Source organism: Paenibacillus sp. JT22N1 (genome assembly GCF_059692155.1).
Genome location: NZ_JCAUAW010000010.1, coordinates 25,359 through 49,486, shown reverse-complemented (window position 1 = coordinate 49,486; position 24,128 = coordinate 25,359). Strand labels below are relative to the sequence as shown.

Genomic DNA, 24,128 nt, shown 5'->3' with positions numbered 1-24,128 from the left:
CAATTTTATTAAAGGGCTGATTGCATGCCTTAGACGCTTGCATAAGCTTGGCGGGAAAAGAGGAGGTGAAGGATTAGAAGTTTTGGTCGGTTTTTGGTCGGCAACCAAAAATAATGCAAGGAAACTAAGGGTAACAACAAGTTAAATATAATAAATGGGGAAGTACCCAAAGTATTATAAATCAAGGCTTTAGGAACTTTTAGATCATTATAGGATACCCGCGGTAAACAACCAAAAGAGCAGGAGCCTGGCCCCGTTGGCTGGGTTCCTTTTTTTTGTGTCTAAAGGTGAACCTACGCCCCATTGGCTAGGTCCCTTTTTTTATTCAGCACAAAAAAGTCTCATTGCATATTTAGCGATGTATTTCAAGCTTCCGATTACCAGCACAGCAAGGTATACTAAAGGTAACAGCTTATCCTTTTGGGATGAACGCCAAAACAAGTTGCAAGCGCATACATAAAATGTAAATCATTCACAGTGATTACTCTCGATATGATCGCTACACGGAATCGTAAAGGAAATGGGGACATTTACTATGCTGTTCAAGAGAGAGAGAAGCGTTAATGTTAACGTTAACAAAGGAAGGCATCGCGTGTTTGCGCAAATTCTCGTTCCTTATCTTGTTTTTCTGATGCTGCCGATGATTATTGGCTGGGTCATTTATCAGAAGACGACTGCGTTGATCGAAAGCGAAGCAACCGCGAGCCATATGAACCTGTTGGAGCAGAGTAAAGATATCCTCGATCGAAGATTGGAGGAAATCGCCTCGATTACTCAGCAGTTATCGGCCGATACAAGAATTATGAGGTTTCTGCCTGTCACTGATCCTTTTGAGGGGACGAATACGTACCGGGTCTTGGATACGAATAAAAGCTTGTACGATTACAGGATGTCTAACAATTTCATATTTAATTATTATGTCATGTTCAAAAATAGTGAAATGGTGTTAACTCCGGGAGCTAGTTACTCTTTTCAGCATTTTTTTGATCGGGTAGCTCATTACAGCAAGCATGATTATGATTCATGGTATGACTTTGTCGCCAAGCAATTTCATACCCGCAAAACCTTTGCGTCTGAGGAAGTCATCGCACAGGGTGTGCCCTATTCCATGCTGACGTATATGCAATCGCTTGGGTACCCTGGCAATCCCCAGGGCGCCATTGCTGTCATGATTGATCAGAAGGAGATCCAGAAGCTGTTTCAAGGGCTGAACATTTCCGAAGGGGGATGGGCCTATATTGTGGATGGCGAGGGGAAGATCATCAGTGAGCTGTCAGCGAGTAAAACCCCCTTACCGATCGAGATCGGCAATCTTATTGGTGATAAGGGCGTAATCGAGCAATCGCTGCAATCGAAGCAGATGATGATTACCTATACGAAATCCTCCTATAACGGTTGGACGTATCTGGTGGGACAGCCGACCTTTGTTGTACTGGAGAAGGTTCGTTATATTCAGAAAATCATCTTCTCTTTGACGTTCGTCTTTCTTGTGGTGGGTGTTTTCATCGCATATGTGCTAGCTTATCGCAACAGTAAACCGTTAAGGAATATCGTAAACATGATTTTGGAAAAAGCGGACGTAATCTCGCACCAGAGGGATGCCTTTGGATTAATCGGAGAAACGGTATGGTTTGTTCCACAATAACCATAGGATGAAGTCCGAGATAGAGCAGCAGGTTCCTTTGCTGCGGGCAGCGTATTTTCAGCGGCTGTTGAACGGACAATTTATTTCGGCACGTGATGCAGATGCACTGTTAAAGCATGTCGGTATGGATTTGCAAGGGATGTCTTATCGGGTCGCTGTTGTTCATTTACGAGGCTTCGATAACGGCTATAACGATGACCTGTTGGAAGAACTGGATATGAAGCGTTTGCTGGCCAAAGAAATGCTGAGAAGAACGATCGATCAGGAAGGCTTTGTTTACGATATAGCGGAGGATCAATTCGGGGTGCTTTTCTGTTATAGAGCTGAGCAGACGGAGTCCTATAAGGAGCCCATTGAGCAGAAGCTGAAGGAAGCCAATGAGGAGATGAAAAGCCAGTTAAAGCTGGTGTCCGTGTATGGTGTTGGCGGCATATGTGATAGCCTCACTAGCATCTCCAGATCGTATGAACAGGCCAGAGAAGCATTAAACGTGCAGTTATGGAAAAATGAGAATGAAATCGTGTGGTATGACGAGCTCCCAACGGATATGAACAACTATTATTTTCCGCAGGATGTGGAGATCCGCTTAATCAATTTGGCGAAAGCGGGGGACCATGCTGAGGTTCAGCATACGCTTAATGAGATATACCATGAAAATTTCGAGCTAAGGCACCTTTCCTTCGCGGTTATGCAGTTGTTCTTGTTCGAAATGTGGGGAAGTCTGGTGAAGCTGCTTCCGCAGATGGAGCTCGATCAGCAGGAGGTTTACAAACGGATCCAGTCACTCAGTAGTGAGATAGACTCCTATGAAAATATGCGCAAAAATTATAAGTCGATCCGCGCAACCTATCAATGGATATGCGAAAGCGTGAACGAGCATAAGAAAAGCCAAAATGTGCAGCTGATCCAAAGTGTTCTTGGCATGCTGCAAAACGCATATATGGACAGTGAACTTTGTCTGGATGTAGTGGCTGATCAGTTTCGCATCTCGAAAGTGTATCTGTACCAATTCTTCAAAGAGCAAACGGGTATTAATTTCTCCGACTATTTGGAAAATCTGCGCATGGATCGGGCCAAAGATCTACTGCAGACAACGGAGCTAACCATTCTTGAAATTTCCGATAAGGTTGGCTATAGCTCCTCTAATACGTTTTGTCGGGCTTTCAAGCGGCTGCATGGCGTCAGTGCGACCTCCTATAAGAAATTACACGGATAGAATGCGGCACTTAGGTGCCGTATTCTTTACTTTTGCACATCCATTTAGAAAGTGCACATGGCCGAATCTTAATATTTGCACATAAAGAAAGCGCTTTCTAATTTACGGCTTGAGGCGATTTCTTGTATCGTTAAGGTATCAATTGAAAGGGGGAAGAGCGCAAAATGAAAGAGGCTGTATTAACCAAGACAGGCACGCGAGCAAGCAATCTGCTATTTGTTGCAATAAGGAAGCAAATGAAGAAAAGCTGGCAATTGTATGCCCTGCTTGCGCTTCCAGTCATCTATGTCCTTGTGTTTAAATATTATCCGATGTACGGGGCGCAGATTGCCTTCAAGGATTATATTGCATCCAAGGGAGTCGCTGGGAGCGAGTGGGTCGGCATGAAGCACTTCATCCGTTTTTTCAACTCTTATGAATTTGTGAAATTGATGAAAAACACGTTGATCATCAGCTTGTACAGCTTGCTTGCCGGAATTCCGTTTCCGATTATTCTGGCCCTATCATTGAATTATGTGAAAAACCAGTTGTTCAAAAAATCCGTACAGATGATCACTTACGCACCCCATTTTATATCCGTCGTCGTGATGGTAGGGATCGTAATGGAGTTGCTCGACCCCCGCAATGGATTAGTGAACATGCTGCTCGGTCAATTGGGCTTCGAACCGATCAATTTTATGGCCAAGCCGGAATATTTCAGCTCGATCTATGTCTGGTCAGGTATTTGGCAAAATGTAGGCTTTTCCTGCATCATTTATTTAGCTGCTTTAGCGGGTGTTGATCCCGCGCAGCATGAAGCGGCAGTCATTGATGGAGCAAGTAAATTTCAGCGCATGCTGCATATCGATCTGCCGAGCATCGTTCCGGTTATGATTATTCTGCTTATTTTGAACACCGGTCATATTCTGGATCTGGGCTTTGAAAAGGTGCTGCTATTGCAGAATCCGCTGAATGCGCGAACCTCAGAAGTCATTGATACGTTCGTGTATAAGGTCGGCCTTGCCTCTCAGGCGATGAATTACTCTTATTCCACGGCCATCAATTTATTCAAATCGGTCATTGGTTTGATTTTACTGATATCGGTTAACCAAATGGCGAAGAAAGCTAAGCAGGAAAGCCTATGGTAAGGCAGATAGAGGGAGGAAGTCATCATGGAGCAAGCTAACATTCGGGAAGCCAGCAATGACCGTTGGTTTAACGTGATCAATTACACGGTGCTTACCTTATTTCTCATTATAGTGATGTATCCGTTAGTTTTTATTGTAAGCGCATCCTTCAGCAGCCCAGACGCGGTTATCTCAGGGAAGGTGTGGCTATGGCCGGTTCAACCTACACTCGATGGTTATGAGGCTGTATTTAAACATAAGCTGATTTGGAGCTCATTTCGCAATTCCGTCATTTACACGGTTCTGGGTACAGTCATCAATGTCGCACTAACGATTATGGCCGCTTATCCGCTCGCACGTAGAGACTTGTATGGGAAAAATGCCGTCATGCTCTTGCTGGTGTTCACCACCATGTTTTCTGGCGGGCTCATTCCAAGCTACCTGCTGGTCAAAGATCTTGGCATGCTTAATACGATCTGGTCGATGATTTTGCCCGGGGCGATGAGTGTCTTCAATGTCATTATTACGAGAACCTATTTCAAAACGACGATACCGGAAGAGCTGCTGGAAGCCGCTCAGCTGGACGGCTGTAACGATTTCAAGTTTGTATGGAATGTCGTTATTCCGTTGTCTGGTCCGATCATTGCTGTCATTACCCTGTATTCGGCGGTAGGCTATTGGAATCAATATTTCAATGCGCTGATCTATTTGAAGCAGCCAAGCCTATATCCATTGCAGCTTGTACTTAGGGAAATACTCGTTCAGAATGAAGTGGATCCCGCCATGCTGTCCGATCTGGGACAGGAAGCGAATCGGGAGGGCCTGCGGGCACTGCTTAAATACTCTCTCATTGTCATCTCATCGCTGCCGCTCATGATGATTTATCCTTTTGTACAGAAGCATTTTGTTAAAGGGGTCATGATCGGTTCGTTGAAAGGTTAGTCATTCATTGAAAATTTTTCTAATGATAAATGCTAGGGAGGGTTCTTTTAGATGAAAAAATGGATGGTAGTAAGCTTAGGTTTAGCCTTGTGTACAGTCTCGATATTAAGCGGTTGTTCAGATAAGGAAGCAGCACAATCAAATGCCACTCCTAAAGTGTCAGAGGATCGGGTGACTGCAGCAGGGGAATTACCTATCACGAAGGAAAAAACGACCTTAAAGGTTCTTGTAAAGGGAAGCGCATTTGTTGAAGACTTTGCAACGAATGAATATACGAAGTACCTGGAGGAGAAGACGAACATTCATATTGAATGGGATGTTGCCCCGGAGAAATCAGCGGTAGAAAAGCTTAATTTGGTGCTCGGAAGCGGAGATTTGCCTGATGTGATCATGGGCTTTGACGTTAGCCCTACGCAGCAGCTAATCTATGGCAGCCAAGGGGATTTCCTCGATCTAACGCCCTATATCGCTAAGTATGGCGTCGAGACCAAGAAGATGTTTGAGCAGGTTGATGGAGTGAAAGATGCTATTACGGCGCCAGGCGGTAAAATATATGGGCTGCCGCTAGTGAACGAGTGTTTCCACTGTTCAATGGGGCAAAAAATGTGGATTTACAAGCCATGGCTGGATAAATTGGGGCTAGCTGTGCCAACAACGACGGATGAGCTGTACAAGGTGTTAAAGGAGTTTAAAACAAAGGATCCGAACGGCAACGGAAAAGCGGATGAGATTCCGCTTGCAGGTGCAGCGGTGGGACCAGCAGTTAATATCGATTCGTTCCTTATGAATGCTTTTATACTAAACCCTAACAATACCAATCGTTTGTACCTTAATAACGGCAAGGTCGATGTGCCCTATAACAAGCCGGAATGGCAAGAGGGCCTGAAGTACCTGCACAAGCTGTATGCCGAAGGTTTGATCGCGCCGCAGTCCTTCACACAGGATCGGGATCAAGCGAAGCAAATGGGGGAAAATCCCAACATTAATATATTGGGCGCGGCGATAGCTCAGCATAACGGGACGTTTACAGCCTTCAATGGACCGAGCGGAAGATGGCTTGAGGTTACCGCTGTTCCAGTGCTCAAAGGGCCGAAAGGCTTGCAAGTTGCGCCGTATACCAATAGTGTCTCTCAAGGGCGTTACGTGATTACGAAAGCGAGTAAAAATCCAGAAGCCGCCTTTCGCCTAGCGGATCTGATGTATACGCAGGAGATGACGCTGCGTAACGCAGAAGGGCGTCCAGATGTGGAATGGAAATATGCGGCTCAAGGCGAGCTCGGTATCAATGGCAAGCAAGCCATTTGGAAATATACCGAAGCCAAGCTGGCAAATGTGCAAAATGTGAAATGGTCTCAAACCGGACCATCGCTTAGAACGAATGATTTCCGCCTAGGCTTGGTCGCCGATCCGAAAAACCCATTGGAAGTTATTTTGTACAATGAAACGAAAACCAAATACGAGCCTTATAAGCAGAAGCTTGAAACTGTTCTACCACAGCTGTTCTTCACGAACGAGCAGGCGATGGAGCTAGCTGATCTCGAGAAGACGATTACCGATCACGTTAAAGAGATGACCGCACGCTTCATCATCGGGGATGCCAATCTGGAGAAAGAATGGGACGGTTACCTGAAAAATTTGGATAATATGAACCTGAAGCGTTATCTGGAAATTTACCAAGCTGCCTATGATGCGAAGAAGAAGTAGATTTGAATGATCAATAGATGGGCCGACAATCCAGCGAATAACACTGGAAAGTCGGCCCTTTACTTTGTACGTTCCCTTCCATCGTTGTTTTCGATAAAAAATCATTATTTACGTCAAAGACGCCTCCTATGAAAACGTTTATATTGAAAATGAATTCAATACAAAGGAGTGCGTTGCGATGAATAATACGAAGGTTATGTTTCTCAGTCCATGGCAGGTTGAAACGGTAGAAGAGAAGTTCTCCCCTCAGATTGGTGATCAGGAAGTTCTGGTCAAGAAGATTTATACTTTAATCAGCCCAGGAACTGAATTGGCCATGCTGTCAGGGAACGAATCCTGGTTCCCGATGCCGGGTATTCCAGGCTATGCAGCTGTAAGTGAGATCGTGGAAGTGGGGGAAGGAGTAACGGAGTTTAATACCGGTGATATTGTTTTTCATTATGGGAACCACACGAAATATGAGGTTGTTTCGATCAGAGGGACTTTTCTTAAAGTTCCGGGAAACTTGGATTTGAAATGGATACCGTTTACTCGCATGGCCACCGTAGCAACGACTGCGATTCGTGTTTCAAATATTGAGTTCGGAGATTATGTAAGCGTTACGGGACTTGGACTTATAGGAAATATGGCAGCTCAGCTGGCGCATTTACAAGGTGCTACTGTGATTGGTATTGATTTATCGGGGGAACGCCTTCGAATTGCCGAGCAATGCGGTGTTATCAATGTCATTAGTGGTGGAAAAGGCAGTGTGAAGGAACAGATTGCCGAAATCACTCATGGAAAAGGAGTTTCTACCCATATCGAGGCTACAGGGGTACCTCAAGTAGCCGTTCAAAGTCTCGAGTGGATCGCCAAATTAGGTGAGATCATTTTCCTGGGCAGTCCTCGAGGTGAATATCATACGGATATTACTGAAATTTTGAACTACTGCCATCTGTATGGACGAGGCTGTATTACGTTCAAGGGAGCGCACGAATGGCGGTATCCAACCGAATCTAATGAGTTTGTCAAACATTCCTTGGTTAGAAACTCAAACATCGTATTCGAGCTGATGAAGCAGAAACGGCTGCAGGTTGAACCTTTAATCAGTCATGTGTTGAAACCGGAGGAAGCGAAGGAAGCTTACGAAGGACTCCGAGTGAATAAGGATCAGTACAGCGGTGTTTTATTTGACTGGAGCGAGACATGAGTCTTAAGAGAAAAATTCGTATCATGTTGAGATATGGAAAATAGGAATACGTTTCAGTTATACTTGGGAAATAATGCAGTAGGTCATCAATCATTCCGCAGGAGGGAAGTACATGGAGACTTGGATGAACAGCATAACGCCTTTCGTCAGAATGGTCAAAATTCATAAATCCTTCTCTCTGGCGGGTGAATGGATGGATTACGACCATGTGTATACCTACATCGAGCAAGGGGAAGCTGAGTTTTTTTTGGACGGGGTCAAATATCATGTGAAGGAAGGAGACATTCTCCTCATGCCTCCCTTCATGGCGCATATTATTCGCTCTACGTCAGAGGTGCCTTTGATCCAATATATCGTTCATTTTGATTTGTATTATGATGAAGAACGAAGTTCTTGGAAGGACCAAGCGATTAGTGAAGAGCGTAAAGCAATTGCAAACAAGGAGATGCAGCTAGCATCTACCATCCCAATTTCCCACCTGCAGCTGCCGGACCGGATCGAGTTAAAGAAAAGATTCCTGATCATGCAGAAGGAGTTTCTGGATAAGAGATCGGGTTATTCGTTGATCCTTAAGGGGATTTGTTTGGAATTATTAGTCCTTTTTATGAAGGGGCAAGTGAGCCATCACGATAAAGAAGGTAAAATGACAAAGGGTTGGGTGTTCATTGAAAACACCATCAATTTGATCAATGAAAGATATTGGGACCCCGAACTGGATAATCATACGATAAGTAAACATGTCGGAATTTCGACCAATCATTTGTCGTTTTTATTTAAAGATCAGCTTGGCATTACGATTCATAAATATTTGACCCATATTCGAATCGAGCAATCGAAAATAAGAATGATAGAAGGGAATCAAACCTTAACCGCTATTGCTGAGCAGGTGGGCTTTTCAAGCATTTATTTATTCAGCCGATCCTTCAAGGCTACGGTTGGAGTTATGCCCAGCATGTTTATGGCGATGAATTCTCAGCCAACTATTTGTTAGAATAAGATCTTACCCCAGGTTGGTGTGTTCATTATCGCGGCCATCTCCGGTGAACAGGAAGTAGTATCGGGAAATCCGCATGAGGCTCCATCTGATACCAATAGGCAACGGAGGAAACATCGTCGGTTCGTTCGAAAAGCTCTCTGCTGTTATGTCCAATCTGTTGAATCGTGACGCGCACATCGCTCTCGAAATGGATAGGGTCTGGAAGATGCCAACGATACAGTCCATGCATAGGCACGGAATCTTCGCCAAACTTCTCTTTGAGGGTCGTATCAGATTTGGAATAGAACGGGTATCCAAGATAGGGAGTGCTGTATGGCACCTCGACGGGGATCCCGTTTTCTTTTTCGTAAAAGCACCAGGCTCCACCGAAATAATCTTCCGTCCCTGTCCCGCAGAGAGTTGGCCACTCTTCATCTCCGTCCAAATAAAATTTAATTTCCCCCTCACCCCACCAATAACGTTCTAATGCCGCCCATGCCAAATAGGTGCCAACATATTTTCCCTTGCCCTTAACTCCGTCCAGAATCGTGTAATCTTTGCCTTCCGTTGTGATATTCTCTCTTCTCCATTGGGCGTGAAAGTATGCTGTATTCTCCGGGAGCGCATCTACTAGCGTATAATGAAACTGATAGAAGAAGCCGTGAATATCCTCGGCGTGCTGATTCTCGATAGTAATTTTGGCTGATTGCCGGAAAGGCATGGGGAAGTAGCAGTTCATGCCGCCTGTGGGATTCACGATGATCGGCTGTGAATTCACCTTGCAGCGCTCGCCGAACCCATTGCAAAAGAAATCGCCAAGCGGCACTTCCACAGAAGGTGAGGCTTCATCATCCCAGTAGATGCGGAGCACTAAATCTCTAAGGACAAAATTCCCCTTGGAGGTAGCGTTCGTACAAGTGATCCAGAAGTGCTGCAGGATGCCAGTCCCTTGAATATCGGCCAGAACGACCGTTTCTCCTTGAGGTAAAGTGATGCATGGCCTGCCTTTGCGGGCAATACCTAAATTGCTTGCTGCTTTCCCTCCTTGTCCCTTCTCACCGGTCGGATTCTCTGCCGTGATCCAGCGAGTTCGGTCTTGTGTCAGGAATGGAGCTGCAGAGAGTTCAGGAATAAAGCCTTGATTTTGCGACATAGGAACATCCACCTTTATCATTATAGTTATGCGAACTTGAAAACATTATATAATGAAGGTAAGCGCGTTCATTTAGCCAAAGTTAGTTAAAAGTTAACCATTATTGCTGAAAGGAAGGATTCTTACTTTGAGCTTTCAAACTGTCTCCCCATACGTTCGTATTGCGATGGATAGTATCATACAATCTCCTTGGATGTTAAAAGAAAGAATGCTTTGGGACTATGAGCTGTTATATCTAATGGAGGGCAGGGTAGACATAACGATTGAGGAAAAGACCTATGAAGGCAAATCAGGAGACTTGTTTCTGCTTAAGCCTGGACAGAGGCATTCCATCCAGCTCGTAGGTGATAAGCCGATTCGGCAGCCGCACGTGCATTTTGATTTGTTTGAGCAGGAGGATAGCGGGGACGTAAAGGTATCGTTCAAAATGCTGCAAGACATGGATGAGAGGGAGCGAAGCTGGTTTCGTAAGGATGAGCTGTCGGGCGCGCTCGTTGATCTCCCGAATCATATTCGATTAAGGGAGCCGAGTCGTGTGGAGCAGCAGCTTTTTGGAATCATAGCGGAATTTGAAGCGAAGCTGCCATTGTACGAATGGCGTTTAAAGGGCAACCTGCTAGAATTAATTACACATGTTGTGAGGGAGCATGCATGGAACGGACGATTATTTGAAAACAGTCTTCATCAAGAGCTGTTATTGGATATTGAGCGTTACATCGCGGCTCACGTTCACCGTGAGTTGAAATTGGATGAGCTATCGGAGCGATTCCATATCAGTAAATACTATTTGATCCATTTGTTTAATAAAGTATTCGATGTAAGCCCGATCCAATATCACCAGAGAATCCGGTTGGAGCGAGCCAAGAATATGATCAGGCATACCTTAATGCCGCTTCAGGAAATCGCAGATCAATTAGGATTTTCCGGTATTCATGCATTCAGTCGAGCTTTTAAGAAGAAGGTGGGGGTTTCGCCTGCTGGCTTTAGGAAGGAATTCCGTGACGAGCATCGCTCAGAATCCGTAAGGTCTTCTATTTGAACCAGCCCTTTTTCCAAAACCAAGCGAACATGCCGAATCCAATTCCAAACATGACCAAGAGAATTCCAAAATAACCCCAGTGCCACTTCAGTTCAGGCATATAAGCGAAGTTCATCCCATAAAGACCAGCAATGAACGTTAATGGCATGAAGATCGTCGTAATTACGGTCAACGTTTTCATGATGGCATTCATTCGGTTTGAATTCAGGGAGATGTAGCTATCCCTCATATCAGCCGTCATGTCGCGGTTTGAATCAATCATTTCAGACAACTTGAGCAGATGATCATGAATGTCCGTGAAAAAGACGAGCTGCTCGCGAAGATGCTCAATTCGATCTGTATTGATGACTCTGTACAGCAAGTCACGCATGGGCACGATGGTGCGACGTAATTTTAACAATTTGGCACGAATACCAAAAATGTGTTTCATTAGTGCTTCAATAGATTCGGCATCAAAATTGTTCTCGATATCATCCAATTGATCTTCGATTTGGTAAACACTTGGGAAATATTGATCAACCAAATTATCAAGAATTAAATAAGCCGCATAAATATGACCTTCATTCCGCAAATGTTCTTGTTCTGAAATTCGGCTCCAAGCATCCTCAATTTCCCTTGATTCATGTAAATGAAAGGTCACAATGTAATTACTACCCAGAAACATGTCCACTTCTTCAGCATCCAGTGTCATAGCATTAATCCCATGCATCACAAAAAAGTGAACGTTCTCATAGTGATCCATCTTCGGTCGTTGCAGTAAGAAAAAGCAGTCCTCTATGGCCAGCGGATGAAAATGGAAATGCTCTTTCAGATGCAGCGCTTCCTCTTCGCTCGGATTATGAAAGTCGACCCAATACCACTTAATGTTCGGGCCAAGAAGCTCCTCGAAGGGGACATTATGGAGCACATTGAAGTCCATGGTAATAGCAAGGGAACGAATCATCATTAAAACTCCTTGGGTCATATTTTCATCTGCTTAATTTTACCATACAATAGGGAAAGTTCAGAAATGCTTGGTCCCTTGTAAATAACGTATGTGGAAAGAAGGAAGCAGGTAGGGAGCCAGCATGTGAAAGTGCTGTTCGATATTTATCACCAACAAATTACTGAAGGTCATCTTATTACGAATATTCGTGAAAATATTGCTTGGATAGGCCATTTTCATGCAGCTTCCGTTGGAGGAACCGAGTGTCGGGTTAAAACGTCTTATTAATGACAAGTGAAAGCCATAAGTTGTACGCTGTAGAGTGTGCAAGCATCGAAGTTTGGATAGGTAGTGCTTGTGTGAATTCACACAAGCACTTTATTTATGGTTAGCGGATGAAGCGCATGGCTTTCATCCACATGCACGAAGGCGTCGTACCGCCGAGCCATAAGAGAGGGAACGTAATTCCCTCTCTCATGAGCAGGGCGGTACACGACCCCGATGGCACGGTGCCCCAGCACCTCGTGCCCGAGAATGGGATCCTCCTTGCTCAGCAGGAGGATCTGATCGTGCGCGCCGGCGCGATGCAAGAGCTCCTCCCAGCTGCCCAGCTGGGCAGGTGGCACTTGCATCGTCGCCATCGGCGCGCCCCAGGATGTCGCGGCGATGACCGTGCCGCGGTAAGTGCCGAAGCCGATGGCGAACACATCGGCTTCGCCGTGCGCTTCGCGCACGAGCTGGCCGACGTTCACCATCCCGTCGGCCAACATATCTGTGGCACGCGCGTCGCCGACGTGCGTGTTGTGCTCCCAGACGATGACTTTGGCGTCTGGGCCGTGGTGGTCGACGAGGCGGCGCAGCGCCTCGACCATGTGTCGGTCGCGGACGTTCCACGATTCCGCGTCATGACGAACCATGGTGCGGTAGTAATCCTCAGCGTTCACAGCAACAAGCGCGTTCAATTCCGCGCTAAGTGCTGCTTCGCTGTCTTCTTCGTACCGCACGTGTTTCGCGTGAAGCGTTTGAAGCAGCTTCACAACCTCATCCTTGCAGCTTTCGCCGTAAAAAGCCGCGGAGACCCCGTAATTTTGTCCCTCCTTCTCATAAGAGTCGAAGCACTCAAATGCCTTCCGCGCCAGAGCTAACTGCTCAGGTGTGCCTTTTTCCTGTAAATAACGTTCGATCTCTTCTAGTGACTCCCATAAACTATAGACATCTAAACCGTAAAACCCGACTCGTTCTTCCATCGGCTTATCAGCGTTGTGTTGGTTGAGCCACTCCATCAACTCCCCAACCTCTTCATTCGCCCACATCCAAGTCGGCCAGCGATTAAAAGTTTCCAATACCTCACGGGAGCTCGGCTTTGCATCCTTGTACTGTTTCACATAGCGGTTAATCTCATAACATGATGGCCAGTCGCCTTCGACAGCAATAAAAGAAAAACCTTTCGTTTCAATCAATTTACGACTTAGCTCCATGCGCAGCTTATAAAATTCCGATGTACCATGCGTTGCCTCACCGAGTAAAACGTACTTCTTGTCCCCGATTGCCTCTACTAATACATCCAAATCTTCGGAGGTGCTCAGCTGCACAGCTTGCTGTCTAATCTGTTCCACAATGGCGTCTTCAACTTTCACTTGTTTGACTCCTATTCCTAAAGATTTACATTCTGTAGTATGTACAAAAGTGCATACAAAAAAAGCGATTCGAATGGATTCGCTTTTTTGTAACACAATTGGAACATTCCTGTTACAGTTCTCTAACATATTGGGTGTATTATAATAAACAAGACCCCCCTTTTTTAATATAAACTTTGGACCTGGCCCCGTTGGCTAGGTCCCCTTTTTTTGTTATAGAGAAAGGATGATGACAAAATGATTCGCACAGGAGAACGGTTATACATCCGCCCCTTTGAAATTGGAGACTCGGAAGCTCTGCTGGCGTTGATGCTGCGCAACCGGCAATTGTTTGAACAGGTGGTGCCGACACGGCTGGAGTCGTTCTACACGCTGGATCACCAAGCCAGCAGTATTGAACTCTGGAAGCAGGCCGATCAAGAGGGGCGGCGCTATTCATTCGGTATCTTCCTTAAAGGCACCGATGAACTCATAGGGGAAGCTTCCCTTTTCGAAATCGTTCGCGGACCGCTGCAGAAAGCGATCCTAGGTTATTGCTTGGATGAAGGTTACAATGGCAAAGGTTATATGACAGAGGCCATCCACCTTGTGCTGGATTACGCCTTCCAGGAGGCGGGATTTCATCGGATCGAAGCTGGGGCAATGCCGCATAACACCGGATCTATCCGGGTGTTGGAGAAGGTTGGTTTTCGTCAGGAGGGCCTAGCCAGGGAGAATGTGAAGATTCAAGGCGTTTGGCGGGACCACGTGATGTTTGCCATATTGGAAAGCGACTCTCGCTAATCAAAAAAGAGACCTAGCCCCGTCGGCTAGGTCTCTTTCATTTAACCTTAGATCGATAAATCTCATTAACCAATCGATAAGCGTGCCGATGAATTTCATTTTGGTAAAATGTTTCGGGCGTGAATGAGGTATCACCGGCTCGATTCCGATCTTTGAACCAGTCTAATCGATAAGAAGGGGGAGAGCTTCCTTTATGGGAGGCTTTTTCATGATTGCGTGGTAAAATGGTGAAGAAAAAATGATTTGTTTGGAGAGGGGTCACACCAATGAGTGCCGAAATCGAAAGAAAGTTCCTATTACCCGCGTTCCCTGCGGCTGAACTGGACAATAATGAGATAACGCTAGTTTCAAAACAGTACATCTATCAAACATATTTGGCCTTCTCGGAAGATCAAGAAATCAGAGTGCGTCAGCTGGTGGATAGTTCTGGATTGTCTCATTTTACACATACGTTCAAATCGGGGCATGGCTTGGTTCGGGAAGAGATTGAATACAACATATCGGAGCCTATATATAAGCAGCTGCTTGAACGTACGGGGTTAATTCCATTGGAGAAGATTCGCACCACGGTTGATGTTCAGGGGCTCCATTTTGAAATTGATGAATATAAACAAGTAGACCTCCTGGTTGTCGAAGTCGAGTTTCCAGATGTTGAAGCTGCGCGGCTCTTTGTAATACCTTCTTGGTTTGGGAGAGAGTTAGGAGCGGAGGAAGAATTCCGAAATAAGTCGATGTGGGTCAAACTGCAGACGACACGATAAACGAAGTTTTGTTTCGATTTCCTTACAATTGGTTAATAATTTTCATCAAGATATTTCCAATTGTAAGGAGGGATATGACGTGAAAAAAGGACTTGTAAGGCGCAGGAAATCGCCTCTAGCCTTTTATCTAGCGGCGCTCGCTGTAACGATTGCCATGAACAGCAAGCATGTCTGACAGAATATGTAACAACTATAAGATAAAGGCCGAGTTTATGACCCAATTGGGGTCAGATCTTGGTCTTTTCGCTTTTTTTTGCAGAGTGAAAGTGTTAGATTCGTTAGCGAACTATTAGGAAAAATAATGTTTAGCTAAGATTTAAATGATCAGTCTCTCAAAGAACAGATTAACAGCATACTTCAAGAGACGGGACTCGAACCGCAATATCTAGAATTAGAGATAACGGAAAGCATGACGATGGATGTTCAAGTTGCCTTAACAACTTTAAATAGCTTTAGAAACATGGGTCTGAAGATAGCTATGGATGACTTTGGAACGGGTTACAGCTCGCTCAGTTATTTGAAAGAATTCCCGATCCATCATTTGAAAATTGATCAATCCTTTGTGAAGGATATCTCGGTTAGTCCTACCAATGCAGCTATTGTAAATACGATCATTGCGCTAGCACGTAACCTAAAGCTAGTTGTGATTGCAGAAGGGGTAGAGAACGACGACAATTTAAAGATTCTGCAGGAATTCAATTGTGACACCGTACAGGGATATTTATTTAGCCGCCCGGTAGAAGCAAGCGAAGTACCCGAGATATTTCATAGGTTTTCATGCAATCGAATTGCGAATACATAAGAATCATCCTAACGCCAAGACAGCGACTATCGGTTCTGTGGCGTTTTTTTGTTATTTCATAATTCTGGTAAAAAATAGTGTAGACCTGCCATAATTCGACATATTATAATAGATGATAGAAGAAAAATAGGTATAAAGGAGGGATTTTAGTGATTAAGGTGCTTATTATCGAAGACGACATCATTATAGGACAAATGATAAGCATGTATCTTTCAGAAGATCAATTTGAAATGAAGCAATCCGTAACTGGACATGACGGATTGAGGGAAATCGTTCATTTTAAGCCTGATGTGATTTTATTGGATCTGGTGTTGCCAGATTATGAGGGGTTAGAGCTATGCGGGGCCATTAGGGGACTAAGTTCCGTTCCTATTATTGTGATATCGACGAAAACAAACATTAAGGAGAAGGTGGAGGCCTTTAATATTGGGGCTGATGACTATCTTTGTAAGCCGTTTAGCATGCAAGAGTTAAAAGCACGGATCAAAGCCTCGCTTCGTATGGCGGACATACAGGTTCCTGCTGCCGGTGTGTCGGAAGGGACAGAGTCACAATATCCTGACTTTACGCTGGATGTAGAGCGCAGGTTGATTGTGATCAAAGATCAAAAAATTGATATCACCAATTCGGAATTTGAAATTATGAAACGTTTTATTCACTATCCTGGCAGAGTGTTTAGACGCGATGAACTTATAGATACTTTATATCGGATGGGCGATATCGTGAATGATCGAGCGATTGATGTACATATTACGAATCTCCGTAGAAAAATAGAGCAGAATCCAAAGGAACCTCAGTATATTAAAACCGTCTGGGGTGTTGGTTATAAATTTGTCCATCTTTCAGCTATTTAAGGTGCGCAACTAAGCGATGAGGTGAGTAGCAGTGCTCAAAGATCTACTGAACAATTTCTCGATACTGGCTGTTTTTATTTTCTTGTCTATCGAGATTTTCTATTCTCCTAGATTAAAAGCCACATCAAGATGGAAATATCGCATAATAGCAGGGCTGATGCATGGGATCTATGGTGTCATTCTAACTTTTCTTGGCGTACATGTTACTGCCAGACATATATTGGATTTAAAAGCGATTGCCATTCTGATGGCAACATTCATTGGTGGAGGAATTTCTGGTTTTATTGCCACCATGATTATGATTATTGGCAGGACGATGATAGATCCTAATGTTTTCTTTCGAATCTCTACACTGGGACTGCTCATATTTGCGGTAACCGCGCTAACTAATCATTACATTCACGGTTATTGGAGAAAATGGACATTATTAATTATGTGTCCTATCAGCGTTTTGTTCGTTGATATGGTGCTCATCTATCATATTCCTGTTTTCGAGTTAGTCATTCCAGCTTTACTTCTGCATTTGGGAGGGGGCTTATTCGCAGCAGCGCTAATCCGCTATTTCTTAAGGGCAGAGGAGCTAAGGAGTCAGGTAAGTCATATCCAACAAGAGTTGATGGATATTCTTCGGCTGCAGCCCGGCATTACATTTAAACTTAAGAAAATTCATAATGAATTCATTTATTCTATGATTGATGGCCGGTTGTTACGAAATCTCGGACTACATCCACGAGATTTATTAGGTAGAAATATTCAATCAATCAAAAGTTTTACTACCGAATTCACAACGTTTATAGTTGGGAAATTTGAAGAAGCATGGAAGGGGAACAAAGTTGCTTATGAGTATCAAATAAAGGGAAAGATCGCCTTTACAACCTTACAGCCTATATTTGAAGGTGAGCAGGTGGTCGAAGTCATCGGCTCTACGACAGATATTACAGAGAGAACAGCAGCAGAGCGGCGTATTCAGGAGAGTGAAGCACGTTATCGTATCCTAGTTGAGAATTCACAGGAAGGAATTCTTGGATTCACGAAGGAAGGCGATATTACCTCTGTTAATCAAATCGTTTCTCTGATGACCCATGCGACAGCTGCGGACATGTTGGGCAAAAAAATTACCGAGTTTCTCCCGGAAGCGGAGCAAATTCGTTGGGATTCCCATTTCCAAGAAGTCATCCTGAATGGTGGTAACGTACGGTTTGAAATGAGTCTTCCGTCCTCTACAGGTGCTCTTCGAGATTATTGTGTCACGCTTTCGGTCTACCATGATGCGAGTGGCGAATTGGAAGGTATTGTTGGAACGGTTCATGATTTCACAGAGGTAACCATGCGGCATGCCGCCGATCAAGCGAATGAAGCTAAAAGCCAATTTATTGCCAAAATGAGTCATGAAATTAGAACTCCCCTGAACGGTATCATTGGTCTTTCTCAACTTCTCGGGAAAACCGCGCTCTCAGACCATCAAAAGGATTATCTACATAAAATAACATCATCATCCCATACGCTGCTAGGCATTATTAACGATGTTCTTGACCTTTCCAAAGTAGAAGCGGGAAAACTCGAAGTTGAACGTACTGGCTTTCAGTTAGATGAACTTCTTAAGGATCTCTCCAGCATACTAAGTGTCTTATCAGATAGTCGCCAGATCGAGCTTATTTTTAATACAGCCGCTGAACTGCCCAACCATATTCTTGGGGATCCGCTGAGACTGAAGCAAGTACTGCTTAATCTTTGCGGCAATCCGATCAAATTTACTTCAGAGGGCTATGTGATGCTCCAAATTGAGTTGGAACCACAAACGTCCAGAGAAGAAATTATGCTTAGCTTTACCGTAGAGGATAGTGGAATAGGTATATCTTCAGATCGCTTGGCCTTTATTTTTGATCCTTTTTCTCAGGCAGATGGATCTACGAGTCGTGAATATGGGGGAACTGGATTGGGACTTACGATCAGCCAGCATTTGATAGGGCTTATGGGCGGGTCTTTAACAGCTGAGAGTGTAGAGGGTAAAGGAAGCAGATTTAAATTTACACTGCCTTTCCATGTCATAGAACTCGCTGACCCAGATGAATGGGACTTAACGAAAGAGCATATGACGTATCAAGTTTTGCTGGTCGAAGATCATCCTCTGATGCGCAGCAGCTTACGGGACACTTTGGAGTCTTTTGCCTTAATCGTTTCGGAGGTGCCTTCCTGGAAAGATATGTTTGAACGGATGAAGAGGTTTGGGACCGATAACGACAGGTACGATTGTATCCTGCTTGATATGGAAATTGAAGATATGTATGGCATAGATATATGGCATACTTTTATCGAGTCGATCCCAAGAGATCAAACGCTTGTTGTTTGCTTAACTTCACCGCTTGGTAAAGAAGAAATGCTGAAACTTCCGAATAGCGCAAGACCTGATGCCGTCATGGTTAAACCGATTTGCCGTTTAGAGCTTTATCAAACGTTGGAATCCCTGTTTAATCCACACAATCAATCTCCAAGAAGCAGCAGGTCTTTGCAGGCCATATCCTCCAGAGTTAGCAAGTCAGGGCGAATTCTTCTCGTGGAGGATAACGAAATTAATCAGCAGGTTGCCATGGAGTTTCTAAAGGAGCATGGATTTGAGATCACGATAGCGGAAAATGGCCGGGAAGCCATTGAAAAACTGGAACTCGACGAATACGACTTGATTTTGATGGATATTCACATGCCGATCATGGACGGTGTTGAAGCGACAGCGCACATTCGTCAAATCCCCAACTATATGAATATCCCCATCATTGGACTGACGGCCAACGTAGTTAAACAGGATCATGAAGATTATATCCGTTATGGAATGAATGACGTCATTAGTAAGCCTTTGGATATAAAACGTCTCTTTAGTGTGATTAGTAAATGGATAGAACCATCTACTTCAATAGGGGCTAGTCAGACGAACACAATCCATTTTTATAAGCACATAGAAGCAATTGATTGGCAAGCTGCGCTTACCCGTCTAGAAGGAAAAGAAAGCATCTTAGTCGTCATGCTTCAGTTGTTCAAGAAAAATTATAAAACTTTTGTCGAGCAGCTAACGCTAAATATCCTTGATGAGGATTGGAAGGCTGTCAAAAGGGCTATACATACACTAATCGGAGTTGCCGGAAGTATTTCCGCAAATCGTTTACATGATGCTGCAAGTTACCTGGAACTTGCCGTTTTGCAAAAAGAAGATTTCCATGATCAGCTCATCGAAGTGGCAGAGGAAATAGAGCGTATTATCACATTTATCCCAAATGAAACTTCTTAGTGAGTGGAACTGCCTATATCAATTTCAGATACAAATGTGATAATTCCAGCCATTGTTGAATGATGACCCCGGCAGTATGATGAAGGTAAGGAAAGACTTATTACTTTCATAAACAGGAAGGGGATAGCTGCCATGTTTGTTAGGAAACAAGATCGTATGTCACCTATCACAGAAGAGCAATATGAGCAGTTCGAAAGAGATGGGTATTTGCTTATAAAGAAAGGCTGCAGCAGCGATCTCATTGATGCCTTTAATGGACACATCTTTGATATTCGTAACCAAACAGAAATACCCAATTGGGCAGCCTGTGAAGAAAGCAAAAAGTTCTCCCTGCGGTTGTTTAATCCACATAAGCATGACAGCTTTTCTCGCCAAATGATGAAGCTTCCCATCATTCGAGGTGCGCTAGCTCAATTAATGGGCAGAGAGGCTAACTGTGTGCAAAGTATGTACTTCTACAAGGAACCAGGTTCACCGGGACAGGCCTCGCATCAGGACTATTACTATATTAAGAATGATCCCATGACGATGATCGCCGCTTGGATTGCTTTGGAAGAAGTCGTGGATATCGAAAATGGATGCCTCTGGGTCATCCCTGGCACACATAAGCTTGGACTGCTGCCTCATGGTGCAGTGAAAAATATAGAAGAGCACGAATCATGGACAGACGAGACAGAAGGCATTGACCTTAGTAAGCAAATCCCGGTCGAGATGGAAAAAGGAGATATCCTATTCTTTAGTGAGCTGCTCATCCATTCGTCCAATAAGAATCGAAGCAAAGACCGTTGGCGACGCTCCTATGTATGTCATTACATTCGCGAGGATTCGTTTGTAACTCAGAGGGAAGATTTGAGAGAAAAATTTCCGTTGTTCTAAGAACGTTGATAAGAAGAAAGCTAACTCTTTTTACAGCCAAGGCTGGAAAAGGTTAGCTTATTTTATTTACACATACACAAATATATGAGCGTTCAAAAATAACTATAATTAAACTCCCCAACTTACACATACAGGAACTTCATACCCTACAGAGAACAGTGTTAATAAGACTAAGAACTAGAAGGAGATAGATGAATGGAAATTGAGTTGGAGAAATGGATCATCGAGGCAGATATAGCAAGTATGCAGCATGCAATGAGTGCAGGTAGGGTTACTTCGGAACAATTGGTTCGCATATATCTAATCCGCATAGAAAAGTATGATTCTATATTAAATACTATTCTAGAAATAAATCCAGACGCTATAGACATAGCCAAAGCTTTAGATGAAGAACGAAAAGTGAAGGGCAGCCGTGGATCCCTGCATGGTATCCCTATTCTGCTGAAGGATAATATCGATACACACGATCGTATGCATACAAGCGCCGGTTCTATCGCATTAGCGGAATCCTTCGCAGCCGCCGATTCCTTCGTTGCAGATCAGCTTCGAGCGGCGGGGGCTGTGCTGCTTGGTAAAACGAATATGACTGAATGGGCAGGCTACATGTCAGGGGATATTTGGGCGGGCTATAGCTCAAGAGGTGGTCTCACCTTAAATCCTTACGGCCCTGGCGAATTATTCGTAGGCGGTTCAAGCTCGGGCTCAGCAGCGGCCACGGCAGCGAATCTAGCAGCAGTAGCGATTGGAACGGAAACATCGGGCTCTATCATCAGCCCCTCCAGCCAGAATAGCTTAGTTGGCCTTAAGCCAACGATTGGACTAGTTAGTCGAACGGGCATCATCCCAATTGCTCATAGTCAGGACACAGCGGGGCCTATAGCAAGAACGGTCAGCGATGCAGCGATTTTGCTCGGCGCTTTAACCAACATGGATGAGCGCGATGTTGAGACGTTAGTGAGTAAAGGGCGTTCTTTCCAAGACTACACCCAATTCTTAGATGCCAATTATTTGCAGCAAGCTAGAATAGGGATCCCGAGATTTTATTATCATGAATTAGACAAGGCTCGGCTTGATATTGTAGAGGCGGCTATCGCCGTTTTGAAACAAAAGGGTGCCACAATTGTTGATCCGGTGGTGCTTCCATGTGAGCAGACGCCTTGGGATGGCAATGTCATGAGGTATGAATTTAAGAAAGACTTGAATGATTATTTATCCAAATTGTTAGGCAAGATACCCGTCCATTCATTGGCAGACGTGATCGCCTATAATGAAGCGCATGCAGATCAAGCATTGAAATATGGGCAAGGAACTTTAATCTGGTCTGAGAAAACGAGCGGGACGCTAACGGAACAAGCCTATTTGGACAGCAAAAAGAGGGATAAAGAGATGTCGCGTGAGCAGGGGATTGATCATGCATTAAAGGAGCATCAACTGGATGCACTCTTATTCTTAGGGGCTGAGGGTGGGGCAGATCTTGCGGCAAGAGCAGGTTACCCGTCCATTACTATACCGGGAGGGTATGCTGCAACGGGGATTATCGCACCGGGCGGGTACACAACGAAGGGACCACAAGGGATTACCTTTGTAGGAACGGCATTTAGCGAACCCACTTTGATAAAAATTGCTTATGGGTTTGAGCAGGCGACGAAACATCGCATTCAACCCGAGTTAGCAACTGCTGCGAAAATAGAGGTAGAATAAAATGTTGAATCTAAGAACGATGGTTGTTGGATTAACCGACGATCATGTGGCTAAGGCATTCATGCGGTTATGGGAACATAAGGATGGAACATTAAAAGTTTGGCGAGCAAGCTCCAACTTCGTATATCGATTTGAAAATAAAGGTAAGAAATACTTTTTGAGGTTTTCTTTTGAAGGAGCACAGACCCTGGAGCAAATAGAAGCTGAACTTGATTTCATAAATTACTTAGCCTTATCTCATTATCCTACAATTGTGCCTATACGTTCTAGCGAGGGTAAGCTAGTTGAAAGAGTAACGACAATTGAAGGGGCATATATTGGTGTTGTTTTCAGTGATGCGGAAGGGGAAAGTTTAGATTATGATCAAATGAACAATTCGCAGATGGAGGCGTGGGGGAAATCACTTGGCAGCTTGCATGTAAGGTCACAGGAATATGAACCACCAAAAGAAATAAAGCGTAAGGATTGGCGAGATGGACTGGATCATATTGCAGTGGCATTAGATCGTCATCCACATGAAAAAGAAGCCTTGATGGAGCTGGATAACCTGAGGCTTTGGCTTTATTCTTTAAAGCAATCCAAGCATGAGTATGGTCTCATTCATTATGATTTTCAACAGGATAACATTTTCTGGCATGCAAGTACGTCGCAATTTCATGTTATTGATTTTGATGATGCTATGTATCATTGGTATGCGATGGATATTGTTGCAGCTCTTGCTGACGTGTTGGATAATACAGAGAGGGATTCCAGCAGTCAGGTAGAATGTTTTCTGAGAGGCTATACAGCGATTTGTCCATTAGACAAGCAAATGATAGAACACTTTCCAAAGCTCCTAAGGTTCTCTAAGCTCTATAGCTTTTCAAGGATCCTAACAGCTTTGGAGGATAGTGATCTATCAAATACGCCACCATGGTATGCAGGATTGAAATTAAAGCTCATGAAAATGACGGACGAAATGAGACTTGGTTTCAGCAATCCATGGTGACCTACTAATTAACGGAACATGAGGAGGATCACAACTTGGAAATAAGGCGTTTATGGCAACCAGATATACCGCAAGTACAAGCACTAATGATGGACGTGGTGTCACGTCTTCCGTCTGATGCGCTTTATTCGATGGACCGCTTGGAGGCTCTATACGAATATGTCCAAGACAAGGGAGAGATGTATGGCACTTTTCAAGGTGAAAAGCTTGTTGCTTATACCGTTATCGCATTTCCCGGTTTAAGTGCCAATAATCTCGGACGAGAGTTTGGAGTGCCGGAAGCAGATCTACCTAGAGTTGCTTCTCTAGAAGGATCCATTGTCCATGAGTCGGTCAGGGGAAAAGGGCTGCAGCGGCATTTTCATGCCTTGAGGGAACAGCGCGCGCGGGAAAAAGGTATGTTATATCTCTACGCAACCGTACATCCTGACAATGCTATAAGTCGGCAAAACTTAGAAACATCTGGCTTCACACTTCAATTCACCCGCCCGATGTATGGCGGTCTTCTAAGGCATTGCTATGCGAAGAAGCTTGAAGTACTAGACTAGTAT

At 44.3% G+C, this 24,128-nt stretch carries 20 protein-coding genes and 1 pseudogene; 18 read left to right on the top strand and 3 right to left on the bottom strand.

From position 1 onward, the window contains the following. Nucleotides 1-535 precede the first annotated feature (535 nt). The 7 genes from AC58UU_RS19385 to AC58UU_RS19355 all read left to right on the top strand — a co-directional run bounded on the left by AC58UU_RS19385 (nucleotide 536) and on the right by AC58UU_RS19355 (nucleotide 8,793). Entirely contained in the window at nucleotides 536-1,645 is a 1,110-nt protein-coding gene (locus AC58UU_RS19385) for a cache domain-containing protein (protein WP_497318387.1), read from the top strand. A 7-nt stretch (nucleotides 1,646-1,652) separates the two neighbouring features. After that, complete coding sequence (locus tag AC58UU_RS19380; protein WP_497318386.1) at nucleotides 1,653-2,861, top strand: helix-turn-helix domain-containing protein; 1,209 nt, start codon at nucleotides 1,653-1,655, stop codon at nucleotides 2,859-2,861. A 164-nt stretch (nucleotides 2,862-3,025) separates the two neighbouring features. Continuing rightward, entirely contained in the window at nucleotides 3,026-3,988 is a 963-nt protein-coding gene (locus AC58UU_RS19375; RefSeq protein ID WP_497318385.1) for an ABC transporter permease, read from the top strand. Nucleotides 3,989-4,012: 24 nt separating this feature from the next. Further along, nucleotides 4,013-4,909, top strand: a complete 897-nt coding sequence (locus AC58UU_RS19370; RefSeq protein WP_497318384.1) for a carbohydrate ABC transporter permease — start codon at nucleotides 4,013-4,015, stop codon at nucleotides 4,907-4,909. Nucleotides 4,910-4,960: 51 nt separating this feature from the next. Continuing rightward, a complete protein-coding gene (locus tag AC58UU_RS19365; RefSeq protein ID WP_497318383.1) occupies nucleotides 4,961-6,613 on the top strand; it encodes an ABC transporter substrate-binding protein in 1,653 nt (550 codons plus the stop codon). Between the two features lie 178 nt (nucleotides 6,614-6,791). Then, nucleotides 6,792-7,802, top strand: coding sequence for a zinc-dependent alcohol dehydrogenase (locus tag AC58UU_RS19360; protein WP_497318381.1), 1,011 nt, complete (start codon nucleotides 6,792-6,794; stop codon nucleotides 7,800-7,802). A gap of 112 nt (nucleotides 7,803-7,914) precedes the next feature. Then, the gene (locus AC58UU_RS19355) at nucleotides 7,915-8,793 is read left to right on the top strand and encodes a helix-turn-helix domain-containing protein (RefSeq protein ID WP_497318379.1); all 879 of its coding nucleotides are present in this window, start codon (nucleotides 7,915-7,917) and stop codon (nucleotides 8,791-8,793) included. A 31-nt stretch (nucleotides 8,794-8,824) separates the two neighbouring features. Here the strand turns inward: AC58UU_RS19355 and AC58UU_RS19350 are convergent, their stop codons facing one another. Further along, entirely contained in the window at nucleotides 8,825-9,931 is a 1,107-nt protein-coding gene (locus AC58UU_RS19350) for a glycoside hydrolase family 172 protein (RefSeq protein ID WP_497318377.1), read from the bottom strand. Nucleotides 9,932-10,058: 127 nt separating this feature from the next. On the opposite strand from AC58UU_RS19350, the gene AC58UU_RS19345 reads away from it, so the two are divergent. Then, a complete protein-coding gene (locus AC58UU_RS19345; RefSeq protein ID WP_497318375.1) occupies nucleotides 10,059-10,970 on the top strand; it encodes a helix-turn-helix domain-containing protein in 912 nt (303 codons plus the stop codon). Here the strand turns inward: AC58UU_RS19345 and corA are convergent. After that, entirely contained in the window at nucleotides 10,963-11,913 is a 951-nt protein-coding gene (corA, locus tag AC58UU_RS19340) for a magnesium/cobalt transporter CorA (RefSeq protein ID WP_497318598.1), read from the bottom strand. The two genes, AC58UU_RS19345 and corA, sit on opposite strands and share 8 nt — an antisense overlap. A 93-nt stretch (nucleotides 11,914-12,006) precedes the next feature. On the opposite strand from corA, the gene AC58UU_RS19335 reads away from it, so the two are divergent. Beyond that, nucleotides 12,007-12,183, top strand: a complete 177-nt coding sequence (locus AC58UU_RS19335) for a hypothetical protein (protein WP_497318374.1) — start codon at nucleotides 12,007-12,009, stop codon at nucleotides 12,181-12,183. 77 nt (nucleotides 12,184-12,260) lie between these two features. Here AC58UU_RS19335 and AC58UU_RS19330 read toward each other — a convergent pair whose 3' ends face one another. Next, complete coding sequence (locus AC58UU_RS19330) at nucleotides 12,261-13,532, bottom strand: erythromycin esterase family protein (RefSeq protein ID WP_497318372.1); 1,272 nt, start codon at nucleotides 13,530-13,532, stop codon at nucleotides 12,261-12,263. Nucleotides 13,533-13,769: 237 nt separating this feature from the next. Between AC58UU_RS19330 and AC58UU_RS19325 the strand changes: the two genes are divergently transcribed. The 9 genes and pseudogenes from AC58UU_RS19325 (at nucleotide 13,770) to AC58UU_RS19285 (ending at nucleotide 24,125) form a co-directional block, all read left to right on the top strand. Next, entirely contained in the window at nucleotides 13,770-14,315 is a 546-nt protein-coding gene (locus AC58UU_RS19325) for a GNAT family N-acetyltransferase (protein WP_497318370.1), read from the top strand. A 266-nt stretch (nucleotides 14,316-14,581) separates the two neighbouring features. After that, nucleotides 14,582-15,076: a CYTH domain-containing protein gene (locus AC58UU_RS19320; RefSeq protein WP_497318368.1), complete on the top strand. Its 495-nt coding sequence runs from the start codon at nucleotides 14,582-14,584 to the stop codon at nucleotides 15,074-15,076. Between the two features lie 328 nt (nucleotides 15,077-15,404). After that, a pseudogene (locus tag AC58UU_RS19315) lies at nucleotides 15,405-15,878 on the top strand (EAL domain-containing protein); the annotation flags it as partial. A 149-nt stretch (nucleotides 15,879-16,027) separates the two neighbouring features. Then, nucleotides 16,028-16,732: a response regulator transcription factor gene (locus AC58UU_RS19310; RefSeq protein ID WP_497318366.1), complete on the top strand. Its 705-nt coding sequence runs from the start codon at nucleotides 16,028-16,030 to the stop codon at nucleotides 16,730-16,732. Nucleotides 16,733-16,763: 31 nt separating this feature from the next. Then, complete coding sequence (locus tag AC58UU_RS19305) at nucleotides 16,764-20,012, top strand: response regulator (RefSeq protein WP_497318364.1); 3,249 nt, start codon at nucleotides 16,764-16,766, stop codon at nucleotides 20,010-20,012. A gap of 132 nt (nucleotides 20,013-20,144) precedes the next feature. After that, nucleotides 20,145-20,888 carry a phytanoyl-CoA dioxygenase family protein gene (locus AC58UU_RS19300; protein ID WP_497318363.1) on the top strand — a complete coding sequence of 248 codons (744 nt, stop codon included), beginning with the start codon at nucleotides 20,145-20,147 and terminating at the stop codon, nucleotides 20,886-20,888. 195 nt (nucleotides 20,889-21,083) lie between these two features. Continuing rightward, nucleotides 21,084-22,589 carry an amidase family protein gene (locus AC58UU_RS19295; RefSeq protein WP_497318361.1) on the top strand — a complete coding sequence of 502 codons (1,506 nt, stop codon included), beginning with the start codon at nucleotides 21,084-21,086 and terminating at the stop codon, nucleotides 22,587-22,589. 1 nt (nucleotide 22,590) lies between these two features. Beyond that, nucleotides 22,591-23,577 carry a phosphotransferase enzyme family protein gene (locus AC58UU_RS19290; protein WP_497318359.1) on the top strand — a complete coding sequence of 329 codons (987 nt, stop codon included), beginning with the start codon at nucleotides 22,591-22,593 and terminating at the stop codon, nucleotides 23,575-23,577. Between the two features lie 35 nt (nucleotides 23,578-23,612). Continuing rightward, nucleotides 23,613-24,125 (top strand): GNAT family N-acetyltransferase, encoded by a 513-nt coding sequence (locus AC58UU_RS19285; RefSeq protein WP_497318357.1) that lies wholly within the window; start codon nucleotides 23,613-23,615, stop codon nucleotides 24,123-24,125. The last annotated feature ends 3 nt before the right edge of the window (nucleotides 24,126-24,128 follow it).

Bases quoted from the DNA above. Each gene is read 5' to 3' on its own strand.
- AC58UU_RS19385 (WP_497318387.1), top strand. From the start codon at position 536: ATGCTGTTCAAGAGAGAGAGAAGCGTTAATGTTAACGTTAACAAAGGA.
- AC58UU_RS19380 (WP_497318386.1), top strand. From the start codon at position 1,653: ATGAAGTCCGAGATAGAGCAGCAGGTTCCTTTGCTGCGGGCAGCGTAT.
- AC58UU_RS19375 (WP_497318385.1), top strand. From the start codon at position 3,026: ATGAAAGAGGCTGTATTAACCAAGACAGGCACGCGAGCAAGCAATCTG.
- AC58UU_RS19370 (WP_497318384.1), top strand. From the start codon at position 4,013: ATGGAGCAAGCTAACATTCGGGAAGCCAGCAATGACCGTTGGTTTAAC.
- AC58UU_RS19365 (WP_497318383.1), top strand. From the start codon at position 4,961: ATGAAAAAATGGATGGTAGTAAGCTTAGGTTTAGCCTTGTGTACAGTC.
- AC58UU_RS19360 (WP_497318381.1), top strand. From the start codon at position 6,792: ATGAATAATACGAAGGTTATGTTTCTCAGTCCATGGCAGGTTGAAACG.
- AC58UU_RS19355 (WP_497318379.1), top strand. From the start codon at position 7,915: ATGGAGACTTGGATGAACAGCATAACGCCTTTCGTCAGAATGGTCAAA.
- AC58UU_RS19350 (WP_497318377.1), bottom strand. From the start codon at position 9,931: ATGTCGCAAAATCAAGGCTTTATTCCTGAACTCTCTGCAGCTCCATTC.
- corA (WP_497318598.1), bottom strand. From the start codon at position 11,913: ATGATTCGTTCCCTTGCTATTACCATGGACTTCAATGTGCTCCATAAT.
- AC58UU_RS19325 (WP_497318370.1), top strand. From the start codon at position 13,770: ATGATTCGCACAGGAGAACGGTTATACATCCGCCCCTTTGAAATTGGA.
- AC58UU_RS19320 (WP_497318368.1), top strand. From the start codon at position 14,582: ATGAGTGCCGAAATCGAAAGAAAGTTCCTATTACCCGCGTTCCCTGCG.
- AC58UU_RS19300 (WP_497318363.1), top strand. From the start codon at position 20,145: ATGTTTGTTAGGAAACAAGATCGTATGTCACCTATCACAGAAGAGCAA.
- AC58UU_RS19295 (WP_497318361.1), top strand. From the start codon at position 21,084: ATGGAAATTGAGTTGGAGAAATGGATCATCGAGGCAGATATAGCAAGT.
- AC58UU_RS19290 (WP_497318359.1), top strand. From the start codon at position 22,591: ATGTTGAATCTAAGAACGATGGTTGTTGGATTAACCGACGATCATGTG.